12 protein-coding genes are annotated in these 13,048 nt (G+C 27.3%); 10 read left to right on the top strand and 2 right to left on the bottom strand.

Features of this window, described 5'->3' with window-relative positions; translation table 11 throughout:
* Positions 1-795 precede the first annotated feature (795 nt).
* A complete protein-coding gene (locus tag A500_RS20375) occupies positions 796-954 on the top strand; it encodes a hypothetical protein (RefSeq protein WP_157453634.1) in 159 nt (52 codons plus the stop codon).
* Here the strand turns inward: A500_RS20375 and A500_RS09065 are convergent.
* The gene (locus A500_RS09065) at positions 926-1,219 is read right to left on the bottom strand and encodes an IS5 family transposase (RefSeq protein ID WP_016207279.1); all 294 of its coding nucleotides are present in this window, start codon (positions 1,217-1,219) and stop codon (positions 926-928) included. The two genes, A500_RS20375 and A500_RS09065, sit on opposite strands and share 29 nt — an antisense overlap.
* Before the next feature lie 368 nt (positions 1,220-1,587).
* Between A500_RS09065 and A500_RS09060 the strand changes: the two genes are divergently transcribed.
* From A500_RS09060 to A500_RS09020, 9 genes are all read left to right on the top strand, one after another.
* Positions 1,588-1,908, top strand: coding sequence for a rhodanese-like domain-containing protein (locus tag A500_RS09060; RefSeq protein ID WP_016207278.1), 321 nt, complete (start codon positions 1,588-1,590; stop codon positions 1,906-1,908).
* Positions 1,909-2,067: 159 nt separating this feature from the next.
* On the top strand, positions 2,068-3,768 hold the full coding sequence (locus A500_RS09055) for an FAD-dependent oxidoreductase (protein WP_016207277.1): 1,701 nt from the start codon (positions 2,068-2,070) through the stop codon (positions 3,766-3,768).
* 261 nt (positions 3,769-4,029) lie between these two features.
* Entirely contained in the window at positions 4,030-4,596 is a 567-nt protein-coding gene (locus A500_RS09050; protein ID WP_016207276.1) for a GNAT family N-acetyltransferase, read from the top strand.
* A 60-nt stretch (positions 4,597-4,656) separates the two neighbouring features.
* Positions 4,657-5,889 (top strand): peptidase T, encoded by a 1,233-nt coding sequence (gene pepT / locus A500_RS09045; RefSeq protein ID WP_278245113.1) that lies wholly within the window; start codon positions 4,657-4,659, stop codon positions 5,887-5,889.
* A gap of 264 nt (positions 5,890-6,153) precedes the next feature.
* Positions 6,154-7,287: a sensor histidine kinase gene (locus A500_RS09040; RefSeq protein WP_016207274.1), complete on the top strand. Its 1,134-nt coding sequence runs from the start codon at positions 6,154-6,156 to the stop codon at positions 7,285-7,287.
* 12 nt (positions 7,288-7,299) lie between these two features.
* Positions 7,300-7,947 carry a response regulator transcription factor gene (locus tag A500_RS09035; protein WP_016207273.1) on the top strand — a complete coding sequence of 216 codons (648 nt, stop codon included), beginning with the start codon at positions 7,300-7,302 and terminating at the stop codon, positions 7,945-7,947.
* Between the two features lie 74 nt (positions 7,948-8,021).
* Positions 8,022-8,957, top strand: a complete 936-nt coding sequence (locus A500_RS09030; RefSeq protein WP_016207272.1) for an ABC transporter ATP-binding protein — start codon at positions 8,022-8,024, stop codon at positions 8,955-8,957.
* Between the two features lie 11 nt (positions 8,958-8,968).
* Positions 8,969-10,117 carry an ABC transporter permease gene (locus A500_RS09025; protein WP_016207271.1) on the top strand — a complete coding sequence of 383 codons (1,149 nt, stop codon included), beginning with the start codon at positions 8,969-8,971 and terminating at the stop codon, positions 10,115-10,117.
* A complete protein-coding gene (locus tag A500_RS09020) occupies positions 10,092-11,237 on the top strand; it encodes an ABC transporter permease (RefSeq protein WP_016207270.1) in 1,146 nt (381 codons plus the stop codon). Before A500_RS09025 ends, A500_RS09020 begins: the two co-directional genes overlap by 26 nt.
* Before the next feature lie 124 nt (positions 11,238-11,361).
* Here the strand turns inward: A500_RS09020 and A500_RS09015 are convergent, their stop codons facing one another.
* On the bottom strand, positions 11,362-12,810 hold the full coding sequence (locus A500_RS09015) for an SPFH domain-containing protein (protein ID WP_016207269.1): 1,449 nt from the start codon (positions 12,808-12,810) through the stop codon (positions 11,362-11,364).
* Positions 12,811-13,048: the final 238 nt, after the last annotated feature.

Here is a 13,048-nt window from a genome sequence, read left to right as displayed (position 1 = left end):
TTCACCTCATAAATTAATAATTATTATAGATTATATTCTTAACTAAAAAATATATGTCAGTAAATAATTAATATAGTATGTATCTTATAGTGAACTACCACCATTAAAGAAATTGGTGGTTTCGCGGTCAATACTTTCAATTGAGCAAGCCTACCCACGCTAATCCTGTTGAACCAACGGTTTGTGTGGCGTGGAACACTAGAAATGTCTCTTCGAAGACATCCCATTAGGCTATTATGATTGTTCTAGCTCCATATCAACGTCAAGGTTTGGTTTTTGATATTTTGATATGGTGACAAATAGGTTGAATATTTTATGAGTAGAACCATTTAATAAACTGAACTTCATATATTCAGTTTATTAAAGAAAAATATGTTAGTTATATTATAATCCATCTGTTGTATGTCGGCAAGTTCTATACCTCTCCCTTCTATGGAAGACTGGAGAATTTCGTATAGAGAAAGGTAGAATAGTAAAAAAATATTTATAAATGTAAAAGAAAATAATTTAAATTATATTATTAAAAAATAAACAAAAAAGCTCTTATATATAAGTCTACTAATATATAAGGCAAACTTTACAAGTATCCTCGTAGCAATGAAGCCATTATAAAAGAACTTCTTTGTCAATAACTACAGTTGCTAACAATATATTGCTTTGTATAGTATTTAGGGGGTGCTTTGATACCCACTATTTATTTTTCAAAATCTATATAAATTTTAATTACAGATTACTATTTAAATATTTCAAATATGGGCATACTAAAGTATCAAATTATTCAAGCAGGAGGTCCATATGAGAAAAAGATTAACAGTTAATACAAAACATGCATCTTATGAAACTATAAAAGCTCTATATACAAGTGAGAAAAATTCTAAAATTAAGACTAGATTATTAACTATATTGCATTTATTTGAAGGTAAATCTAGTGTTGAAATTCCTTTAAGCCAATAAAATATTGAAGGTAAGGATTTTCAGCAATAGCTTCAACGGTATCTCTATCTGAATAATTAAGTTTTTGCTTAATTATTAAACTACCTAATACAATACGAAATGGTTTTAATGGACGTCCGTTATTAATAAATTTTTGAGCATATCTTGCCTCAAATTTATTCCAAGGAATTATTTTAGTTAATTTTACCCATCTATTATTCTGATTTAATTCTCCATATGGAAATATAAAATCTTCTATTTTTAATTGATTATCAATTGAATACATTTAACTTCACTCCTAAGTGCAAGGGTTTTTCCCCTATATTAAAAATTTCCTTGCACTTAGTATTTGTTTAAATGCCTTATAACATACTATTTTCAACATTAACTATTATTCTGAGCAGCCCCTATTTAAATTATCATTAATACTATGTTAAAAATTATCCATAGTTAAACATAAAAATATTAGTAACGGCGTACATTTTTATCTTAGCATTTATATAATTAATAATTAGCTTTTAAAGTGAAGATAATAAAGTTAATAGATTAACAGTATAAATTAAGTTTTGTAACATAGTCACATAAAAAATATTTTAAATAGTGTAGAATAGTCACATAATCAAAAATAATTAATTTAATAGGAGTGGAAATAGTATGTTTGGTTTATTTAGTAAAAACTCAGGAAAAGTTATAAATGTAAATGATATTGATAATTTAATTGGAAAGATAGATTTAATTGATATAAGAGAACCATATGAATACAAAGCAGGCAGTATAAAAAGTGCAAAGAATATTCCGATGGGAGATCTTCTTAAGGAACCTGAAAAATATTTAAATAAGGATAAGGAATATCATATATTATGTCAATCAGGAGGAAGAAGTTCAAATGCATGCAACAAATTAAGAAATCTTGGATTTGATGTAGTTAATGTTGCGGGTGGAGTTGGATCTTATGCAGGAAGCAAGAAAAAATAGTAGATACTATCGCATAATGAAAAAATGAAAGAATTATGGATAAAACTCCTATAGGAGTTTTTAAAAATTAAGTTTTTAGTAATTTGGCACAAATTACATCATTAATTATCCATTATTAATTACTAATTTGGCTGCGAAGCAGCCACAGGAGGGTTTTGTATGAAGAAAAAAATATTAATAGTTGGGGGAGTAGCTGGAGGGGCTTCAGCTGCAGCAAGGCTTAGAAGATTAAGTGAAGAAGATGAAATAATAATGTTTGAAAAAGGTCCTCATGTGTCATTTTCAAATTGTGCTCTGCCATATCACTTAAGTGGAGTTATTGATGAGGTAGATAAGCTTGTATTAAGCAGCCCTGAAAAGTTTAAGGCTCAATATAATATAGAAGCAAGAATAAATAGTGAAGTAATATCAATAGATAGAAAAAATAAAGAATTGGAAATAAAAAATACTCAAACAGGTGAAATTTATAGGGAAAATTATGATAAATTAATTTTATCACCAGGAGCAAAGCCAATAGTGCCTAATATCCCAGGAATTGAAAAAGTTAATGTATTTACTATAAGAAATGTAGTTGATATAGATAAACTAAATAAGTTTGTTAAAGAGCTTAGTGCAAAGGAAGTAGCTGTAATTGGTGGCGGATATATAGGTGTTGAAGCTGCTGAAAATTTAAAAGAAGCTGGGTACGAAGTTTCTTTAATAGAAGCTATGGAGCAAATATTAAAACCATTTGATTATGATATGGTTCAAATATTACATAAGGAAATTTATGATAATGGTGTTAATTTAATTGTTGGAGATAAAGTTTTAAGTTTTGAAGAAAATAAAGTAGTTTTAGCATCAGGTAAGAAAATAGAGGCCAAGGCAGTAGTTATGGCAATAGGAGTTTCGCCAGAGGTATATTTAGCTAAAGAAGCTGGTTTGGAACTTGGAGAAACAGGAGCTATTAAGGTTGATAAAAATTATAAAACTAATGACAATGATATTTATGCTGTAGGTGATGTAATTGAAGTGTATAATGCATTAACTCACTCCATGACTAAATTATCTCTTGCAGGTCCAGCATTAAAAGAAGCAAGATCAGTTGCAGATCATATAAATGGAAAAAGAGGAATAAATAATGGATACATTGGATTTTCAGCAATAAAGGTATTTGATTATAATGCTGCTGCAACAGGATTAAATGAATCCTTAATTAAAGTTTTAAATATGAACATAAAATATGATATTGTAAGACTTATAACTAATGATAAAGTTGGTATAATGCCTGATGCATCACCAATTCATCTTAAGCTTATATATGAAGTTCCTACAGGCAAGGTGTTAGGGGCACAAGCAATAGGAAAAGGTGATGTTGCAAAAAGAGTTGATATAGTAGCAACTGTTATAAAACTTGGAGGAACTATTGAGGATTTAAAGGATTTGGAATTATGTTATGCACCACCATATAGTACAGCAAAAGATGTTGTTAACTATGCTGGATATATAGCATCAAATTTATTAAATGGAGATTTTAGGCAAGTTAACGTTGATAAGGTAAGAGAGTTAGTTCAAAGTGAAGAATATATAATAGATGTAAGAGAAATAAGAGAATATGAAAATGGACATATAAAAAATGCTAAGAATATTCCTCTTAGTCAGCTTAGAGAAAGAGTAAATGAAATACCAAAGGATATACCAGTTTACTTACATTGCAGAACAGGTCAAAGAAGTTATAATGCAGCATTAGCATTACAAAATTTAGGATATAGAAATGTTTATAATATAACAGGAAGTTTCTTAGGGTTATCATTTTATGAATATTTTAATGATAAAGCAACAGGAAGAGAAAGCATAGTAACAGAATATAATTTTAAGTAAAAGTTAATAATGAAAATTAGTTTATTATTAATGAGGATAATAAACTAAATTAACTTTAGGGGTTGTTATGTCAATAATAAATGCTACAATTTAGGATTTACTATTGATATAACAGCCCTATAAATAGTTAGCTTTGTAGAAAATAACCTAATGTGTATTAGGATATATGCAGTATATTGAAATTAATGTTATAATTGGATTATAAGTTAACTATAAATTATTACAAGATTTTTATATTTAGTGTATGAGGGGGAAGGGAGTTTGGGTAAAAATCCATATGAACAATTTCCATTTATTATTGGAGAGGAAATAATATTAAGAAAGATTATGGATTCTGATCTTGATAATATTTTTGAAATATACAATAATGAGAAACTATTTCAATATACTCCTGTAATGTTTAAAAAGAATAAAAACACTGTTGCTAATATGATAGGACATTTTGAAAGAGATTTTTATAAAAGAAAATGTATATTTCTTGGAATCTGTTTAAAAAGTGAACCTAATAGTATTGTGGGTATAGCAGAAATGTTTGACTACTGTAATGATGTAAACATGATAACAATAGGTTATAGATTAAATGAGAAATTTTGGGCTAAAGGAATTGCTACAAAAGCTGTTAATGCAATGACGAAGTACCTATTTAATGATATTGGAATAAATAGAATACAAGCATTTGTTATGCCAGAGAATATTAAATCACAAAATGTATTACAAAGAAGTGGCTTTAGCAAAGAAGGAATAATTCGTGAAGGATATGTTTGGAAAGGTCAAGGGGTCATAGATTTGATATTATATTCTTTATTAAAAGGTGATAGTAGAAAATAAATATTTTCATATATTTTATTATTAAATGCTTATAAAATTAGGCAATAAAACAATATAGAAATGGAGAATAGAACTATGAAAAGAGTAGAAGAAAGATTTTTAGAATATATAAAAATAAATACAAAATCAGATGAAACAACTAAAGTAACTCCAAGTACAAAAGGGCAATTAGTTTTAGCTGAAAAATTATGTAATGAATTAAAAGAAGTAGGGCTAAAAGATGCAAAAATAAGTCAGCATGGATATGTATATGCAACATTAGATAAAAATAGTAATAAAGATCTACCGGTTATAGGTTTTATAGCCCATATGGATACAGCTCCAGACTATAGTGGAGAAAGTGTGAATCCTAAAATTGTAGCAAATTATGATGGGAAAGATATCAAATTAAATGATTCAGTAGTATTATCTCCTAAATTTTCACCAGAATTAAAACAGTATATAGGAAAGACTTTAATTACTACAGATGGAACTACACTCTTAGGTGCTGATGATAAAGCAGGAATTGCAGAAATTATGACTGCCATGGAGTATTTAGTAAATCATCCAGAAATTGAACATGGAACTATAAAAGTAGGATTTACACCTGATGAGGAAATTGGAGAAGGTGCAGATAATTTTGATGTTGAAGGCTTCGGAGCAGATTTTGCATATACAATGGATGGTGGAAGAGTTGGAGAGCTTGAGTATGAAAATTTTAATGCTGCTGGAGTAAAGGTCCAAATAAATGGAGTTAATGTCCACCCTGGTTATGCAAAAGGCAAGATGCTAAATTCAATAATGGTGGCAAATGAATTTATAAATAGTCTTCCTTTAGATGAAGTTCCAGAAAAAACTAATAAATACGAAGGGTTTTCACATCTTACAGATATAGAAGGTACTATTGAAAATACATCATTAAATTATATTGTAAGAGATTTCTTTACAGATTCCTTTGAAGAAAGAAAAGAAAAATTTAAGAACATAGAAAAGGAATTAAATAAAAAATATGGAGAAGGAACAGTAATTGTAAATATAAAGGATCAATATAAGAATATGAAAGAAAAAATTGAACCTGTTATGCATATAGTAGAAAATGCTAAAGAAGCAATGATAGAGGCAGGAGTAATCCCTATAGTTAGGCCAATAAGAGGTGGAACTGATGGTGCTAGACTTTCTTTTATGGGATTACCAACTCCAAATATATTTGCAGGCGGAGAAAATTTTCATGGAAAATATGAATATGTTCCAGTGGAATCAATGGAAAAGGCAGTTCAGGTTATAGTTAATATAGTTAAAAGATATGGTAAATAGTTGATAATTAATAATGGATAATTGATGAGAAAACTCCAAGAGTAAACTTGTCATTGTTAAGTAGTAAATAGGAAAAAACTTTTTATGCGGCATGAGACTTATATTGAATAGGACTCATGCCGTAGTTTAATTGACTGTAAAAATAGTTTATTCAATATATAGAGTTGTTATGCTAAACTATATTTGTGTAAAAAAGTGGGTTATAATTATATAGAGATTAAATTAGTTTCCAATAATGGTTAATGAAGAATAAAGTTTTATGAAATGGAGTTGTTAAATATAAGAACTACTGATTTATGTATAATAATAAAATTAATTTTGTGTATATTTATTGGATGGACAAGTATAGAAATTGACAAATTAAATTTAATAGTGGTTTCATTTATTTTAATTTATATAATTACTAGTTTTAGTAGAGAATTTTTATGTAAGAAAAATAGATATTTTTCTGAAATTTTAACTATAGTGGAAATTATACTTGCTTTCTTATTTTCATTAAAATATATGGAAATTGGGGTATTAATGCTTAGCATAAGTATTGCTGAATACCTTATTAATGAAAAGAAAAAGATACATGCTGGAGTTATTTTATCGATAATTCCAATACTCCTAATACTTAAATATGAAAACTTAAAAGAGGTAATTATAATTTTATGTATTATGCTAATTTCAATTGTAAATAATGAAGTTAAATTGAGCAAGATCGAAAATACTGAAAAGATTCAAGAAAAGCAAAGAAAATTGATATATAATCTTCAAAAAAAGTTATCAGAAGAAAGAGATACGCAAGAACAAATTCTTCACACAGCAAGGTTAGAAGAAAGAAATAAAATATCTACAAGGTTACACGATAAAATAGGCCATACTATTTCCGGAACACTACTTCAGTTAGAAGCCATTAAGATTTTATTAGAAGATGATAAGGAAAAAGGATACAGTATGTTAAATTCATGTACTCAGAATTTAAGATCTGGAATGGAAGAAATAAGAATGACATTGAGAAATATTAAACCTGCTGAAGAGGAATTGGGAATTAATAGAATAAAGAGAGTATTAGATGAAAAAATAAATGGTACTAAAATAAAGGGAAAAGTTTCATATACAGGTGATTTAGATAAGATTAACTCTAAAACGTGGATAATTTTTATACAAGCAGTAACTGAACTTACAACTAATTCAATTAAATACTCTAAAGGAGATTTAATAAAAATAAATATAGAAATAATGAATAGGTTTATAAAGCTTGAAGTAAAAGATAATGGGATTGGCTGTAAAAAAATAAAAATGGGAATAGGACTTAGAAATATAGAGGAAAAGGTAAATACTGTTGAAGGTAAGTTTATATTGAATGGAGAAAAAGGTTTTGGAATTATAATTTTAATTCCATGCACTTTATAGGAAGGAGATAAAATGAGCATAAAGTTAGTTATAGCAGATGATGATGCATTAATTAGAGAAAGCTTAAAAATAATTTTAGCAAATGATAAAGAAATTGAAGTTGTAGGAATATTTGAAAATGGGAAAGACGTGGTAAAATTTTTGTTAGATAATACTGTGGATATAGCATTAATAGATGTTAGAATGCCGCTTGTTAATGGAGTTATAGCAACATTGGAAATTTCTGAAAAAACAAATACTAAAGTAATTATTTTAACTACTTTCGATGAAGATGAATATATAAGAGATGGAATAAAAAATGGAGCTAAAGGATATTTATTAAAAAATACAAAGCCAGATAAAATAATAGAAACAATAAAAATGGTTAACCAAGGAAACTGTGTTATTCAAGATGAAATTCTAATTAAGCTTAGCAATAACTTAGGTAAAGAAAAAATAAAAGAAAGTAATATACATGAAAGTATATTTACAGAAAGAGAATTAGAAGTTATGAAAGCAATTTCAGAAGGATTAAGTAATAAAGAAATTTCTAAAGCTTTATATATATCAGAGGGAACTGTAAAAAATTATATAACATCTATCTTTCAAAAAACAGGGTTAAGCCATAGAACTCAAATTGCAATTTATTATATAAAAGGATATGACTTTAGTCATAGTTAAAAGATGACCTTTGCTAGATTTCCTAGTAAGGGTTTTTTTATATAATGATATTAGAGATAAAGGGGAGGATGTTTATGAAAGTAATAGAAATAAAAGATTTAGTAAAAAAATATGACGATAATATAGCAGTTGACAATATTAATTTAAATATAGAAGAAGGAGAGATTTATGGAATATTAGGTCCCAATGGAGCAGGAAAAAGTACTACAATAAGTATAGTTTGTTCACTTTTACATCCTACATTTGGAGAGGTTAAAATTTTAGGAGAGAATATAAAGAAAAATGCTTTAAAGGTAAAAAAGCACTTAGGATTAGTTCCACAAAGTATTGCAGTATATAGTGATTTTACTGCATATGAAAATGTTAAGTTCTTTGGCGAATTATATGGGCTAAGAGGAAGTCAACTTAAAGAGAGCATAGAAAAGGCCTTAGAATTTACAGGTCTTTTAGAAGTAAAAAATAAAAGGGCTAAAGAATTTTCAGGTGGAATGCTAAGACGATTGAATATTGCCTGTGCAATAATTCATAATCCTAAAATATTAATTATGGACGAACCAACAGTTGGAATAGATCCCCAATCAAGAAATCATATAATACAAGCAGTTAAGGAATTGAATAAAAGAGGAACAACTATAGTTTATACAACTCATTATATGGAAGAAGCTGAAGCGTTATGTTCAAAGATAGCTATTATCGATAAGGGTAAAATAATAGTAGAAGGTAGTAAAGAAGAGTTAAAAGATATAGTTAGTGATAAAAGAATTTTGAATATAGGTATTAATGATATTTATAAAGTAAATATTGAAGCTTTAAAAAATATTGAAGGAGTTTTAGACATATCTATTGATAATAATAATCTTATTATAACTTCGTCTAAAGAAGTAAATAACTTAGATAAAATTATAAAAATAGTATGTGATCAAGAATTAAAAATAACAGATTTAGGATTTAATGAAGTAACTTTAGAAACTGTATTCTTATCTTTAACTGGAAAAAAATTAAGAGATTAGGAGGAAAAGAAATGATTCCTATAATTAAATCAGTAATTTTAAATTGTATAAGAGATAAAAAAGAATCTTTATTTATGATATTTTTTCCTCTATTCTTAATTTTATTAATAGGAAGTACGTTATCAGCATATTTTGATTCAAGTAATACAAGCTTTGAAGAAGTAGCGGTATATTACTTTGATGAAAGTTCTGACAAGTCAAAAGAAGTATTTAATATATTTAAAGATATAGAATTAGATAATTCGAAAATAGTTTTGAAGGAAGTAAAAGATGTTGAAGAAGGAAAAAAAGAAGTAAAAGTTAATAGAAATATATTTATTCATTTAAAAGAAGATACAATAGAATTTTATTCAAATAATCAATCAACAATAAAACCATCTTTAATTTATGGAATATTAAATGGAATAGCTAGTAAATATAATGCCGCAGCAGAAGTTTATAGTATAAATCCATTAAAGGCTAATGATATTATTAAGGTTGAAGATAGTAAGGGGTTTATTGAAGATGAAAAAGTTGCTCTTAATGAAAGACCAAGTTCAATGGATTACTATGGAGTAGCAGAAATAGGACTTATGATATTCTATTTTTTAATGTTACCATTATACAATATTAAAAATGATAGAAAAAATAGTATAAAAGATAGAATAAGTTTAGCTGGAGTATCAACAAGTAAATACTATTTTGCCTCATTTTTAGGGTTTTTAATTTATTCCTTTGGAACACTAATGATAACTTATACATTAAGTAATATACTTTTTGATATAAATTATGGAGAGAATCTACTAATTGTACCTCTGGCAATGATACCATTTCTAATAATTGTAATAGGTATTGGTATTATAATTCCTATGATTTTTAAAGAAGAAGAAGTATCAGGAAGTATAATATCAAATGTAATAATACCAGTATTAACATTTTTAGGCGGAGGATATGTTGCTTTAGGTGATAATCTAGGGAGCCTTTTAGATTTTATAACAAAGATATCACCATTAAGATGGTTTAATATAAGTATATTTAGATATATTTATTCTGGAGATAATACTACTTTAATTAGATGGCTGCAAATTGGCGGAATTAGTTTATTATTAGTTATGTTAATAATTTGGATAGTTGGAAAAAGGAGTGATAAAATAAATGAAAAATATATTAATACTAATTAAAAACAATTTAAAGGTATCTATATTAAAAAAACCGGTTGGATTTATTGTATCATTAATAGCTCCTGTTTTAATACTATTTATTATGCTAAAAATTATTAACTTTAATTCTGGATATATAAACATTGGAATTATAGATAATGATAATTCGAAAACTAGTAGCACTATATTAAATTCTATTAAGAATTATGAAGGATTTAATATAAGAGAAGTTAAAAAAGAAGATAAAAAGAACTTGTTTGCAGAAAATTCTATAAATGCAGTTATAGAAATAGATAGTAACTTTGAAGAAAATTTAATTAATGGGGATACAGACTTAGTTAAATTAACATCGGTAGAAAATGATGATATCGGAACGCTAATAAAGACTATTATAAACGAACAAATGATTAATATAAATAACATTTCAATGGCAGCAGAAGGAAATAAGGATGTATATTATAAAGCTTTAAATAATTATAGTAACGATTCTTATCTAGAGATAAAAAAAGAAAATTTAAATGATTTATATGAAGAATATACTTTTAGCCAAATATTTGTAGGATTCATAATAATGTTCATGCTTATAAGAGGAATGACAACTTCATACAGAGTATTTAATGAAAAGGAAGAAAATGTATATACAAGAATATTCATGGCACCTATAAAAACATATGAATATTATTTGGCAGATATTATAAGTGGGTATTTATCAATATTGATGCAAGTAATATTTGGAGTTTTGGGAATAAAGTTCTTAAATATAAATGTTGGAATTAGTAGTTTTGAATTATTTATAATATTATCATTATTAGGATTAGTTTCAATTAGTCTAGGGGTATGCTGTAGGGCATTTTCTAAAAGTAAAAATGATGCATCTAATATCTTTAACTTTGCTAATATGTTAATGGTAATGGTAGGAGGAGCTTTTGTACCTATAGATTTAATGCCACCTATAATAGAAAAAATATCATATTTTACTCCTGTAAGATGGGCTATGGAATCAATAATAGCTATACAGCAAGGTTCAAATCTTACAAATATTTATAAATATTTAGGGATAATAGTATTGTTTGCAGTAGCCTTTTTTGTAGTTGGAATATATAAAACTTCTAAAGAAGAAAAAATTTTTATGATAAATTAAGGTAATAGAATATAATAAATAATTAAAGAAATAAGGTAAATTGTATAGAATTTATAAAAATATAGAGACAATAGACAGCTCTGTTTCACACAGATTTATCTATTGTCTCTTGTTCTATAAAGTATTACTCTACGTCAACATCAATTATTTCTTTTTCTTCAGAAGAAGGACTTGTTTTAATATCTTTGTTTACAAAGTTATTTAAAACATTTGATAAGTCAAGTCCAGTTAAATCCTTTAGAACCTCAAAACCATTAGCAGTTACATCAGTTACGATTTTAGCAACCTTTGATGCTCCTTGGGAACCACCGTTATCTATAACAGTCAATTTATCTATTTGTTCTAATGGACTTGCAACTTCTTTCATTACATCTGGTAACTTATTTACTACCATTTCTACTATTGCAGCTTCGCCATATTTAGCCATTGCTTCAGCCAATCTATCCTTGGCTTCAGCTTCAGCAAGCCCCTTAGCTTTAATAGCTTCAGCTTCAGCTAATCCTTTAGCTCTGATAGCTTCAGCATCAGCTTGAGCTTGTATCTTCTTAGCATCAGCTTCAGCTATAGCTCTCACTCTAATAGCCTCAGCTTCGGCTTCAGCCTGTCTAATTGCTTGTATTTTATTAGCTTCAGCAGCAACTTCAACTTCATATTTTTTAGCATCAGCAGGCTTTTTAACCTCAGCAATTAATTTCTTTTCTACAACTAAAGCTTCTTTTTCTGCAAGCTCAGCTTGTTGCTCGGCTAAAATTGCATTATTTTCAACTTCTTGTAATTTATAAGCAACGTCAGCATTAGCTTTAGCTTTATCTTGTTCAGCTCTAAATGCTTCAAGCTTTATCTTTTTATCTCTTTCACTTTGTGCGATTTCTGTTTCAGCTTCTAATTTTGCTTTTTGTCCTTCTCTTATAGCACTTGCAGTTTTAATTTCAGTATCTCTTTTTCTTTCAGCTTCAGCTATGTCAGCTTCAGATTTTGCTGCTGCTATTTGAGGTTTAGCTCTATTTTCTAAGTATCCACCTTGAGTACTTATTTTTAAGATAGTATAAGATATTAAAACTAATCCCATTGATCCTAATTCATTTCTTATATCATCTTCAATTCTTTGCTCAAATGAAGCTCTATCTTCATTTATTTGTTCAACAGTTAAAGTAGAAACAATACCTCTTAATTTTCCTTCCAATATTTGTTCTACTATAGTTCTTATTACATTAACTGTATTTTTTTCTCCACCACTACAAAATTGTTCAACAGCTTTTAAAACATTTTCATGGTCATTTTTGACTTTTACGACTGCTGTACCAACTATATTAACAAAGATACCTTGTTTAGCAGGTGCTTCATTAACATCGGTTGTCATAGAGATATTTTCTAATGAAATAGTGGAAGAAGTTTCAAGAATAGGAATCATTAATCCCCCTCTTCCAAGTAAAACTCTTTTTCTAAGACCTGTGATTACCATAGCTTTATCAGCAGGCACTCTTCTCCAGAAAGATAGAAATACTATTAGCACTACTAAAACAATAGCGATTATTGGTAATGCATTTAACAATTTTTCTAATAAATTTTCCATGATTATTTTCCCCCTTTATAAGTTTAAGCGATATGTTTATATTTTAACACAATATACAGTTTTTGGGTAATCATTATAAAAAATAGTAAGCAATATATTAATTTTGTATTTAAAGTTATACTTTCGATACATATTATGGTAAAATTTATATAAATATATTTAACCTATTGATAAAAATGTTTAAAAACAATATAGTTTATGGTATAAGAATCTAAGGAGATTTAATTATGAAAAAAGA

Origin of the sequence: Clostridium sartagoforme AAU1 (assembly GCF_000401215.1) — a bacterium.
GTDB lineage: Bacteria > Bacillota > Clostridia > Clostridiales > Clostridiaceae > Clostridium > Clostridium sartagoforme.
Note: the sequence above shows the minus strand (reverse complement) of the source record. Positions and strands in the feature narration are given on the sequence as shown.

Bases quoted from the DNA above. Each gene is read 5' to 3' on its own strand.
- A500_RS09025 (WP_016207271.1), top strand. From the start codon at position 8,969: ATGATTCCTATAATTAAATCAGTAATTTTAAATTGTATAAGAGATAAA.
- A500_RS09055 (WP_016207277.1), top strand. From the start codon at position 2,068: ATGAAGAAAAAAATATTAATAGTTGGGGGAGTAGCTGGAGGGGCTTCA.
- A500_RS09040 (WP_016207274.1), top strand. From the start codon at position 6,154: ATGGAGTTGTTAAATATAAGAACTACTGATTTATGTATAATAATAAAA.
- A500_RS09020 (WP_016207270.1), top strand. From the start codon at position 10,092: ATGAAAAATATATTAATACTAATTAAAAACAATTTAAAGGTATCTATA.
- pepT (WP_278245113.1), top strand. From the start codon at position 4,657: ATGGAGAATAGAACTATGAAAAGAGTAGAAGAAAGATTTTTAGAATAT.
- A500_RS09030 (WP_016207272.1), top strand. From the start codon at position 8,022: ATGAAAGTAATAGAAATAAAAGATTTAGTAAAAAAATATGACGATAAT.
- A500_RS09065 (WP_016207279.1), bottom strand. From the start codon at position 1,219: ATGTATTCAATTGATAATCAATTAAAAATAGAAGATTTTATATTTCCA.
- A500_RS09035 (WP_016207273.1), top strand. From the start codon at position 7,300: ATGAGCATAAAGTTAGTTATAGCAGATGATGATGCATTAATTAGAGAA.
- A500_RS20375 (WP_157453634.1), top strand. From the start codon at position 796: ATGAGAAAAAGATTAACAGTTAATACAAAACATGCATCTTATGAAACT.
- A500_RS09015 (WP_016207269.1), bottom strand. From the start codon at position 12,810: ATGGAAAATTTATTAGAAAAATTGTTAAATGCATTACCAATAATCGCT.
- A500_RS09060 (WP_016207278.1), top strand. From the start codon at position 1,588: ATGTTTGGTTTATTTAGTAAAAACTCAGGAAAAGTTATAAATGTAAAT.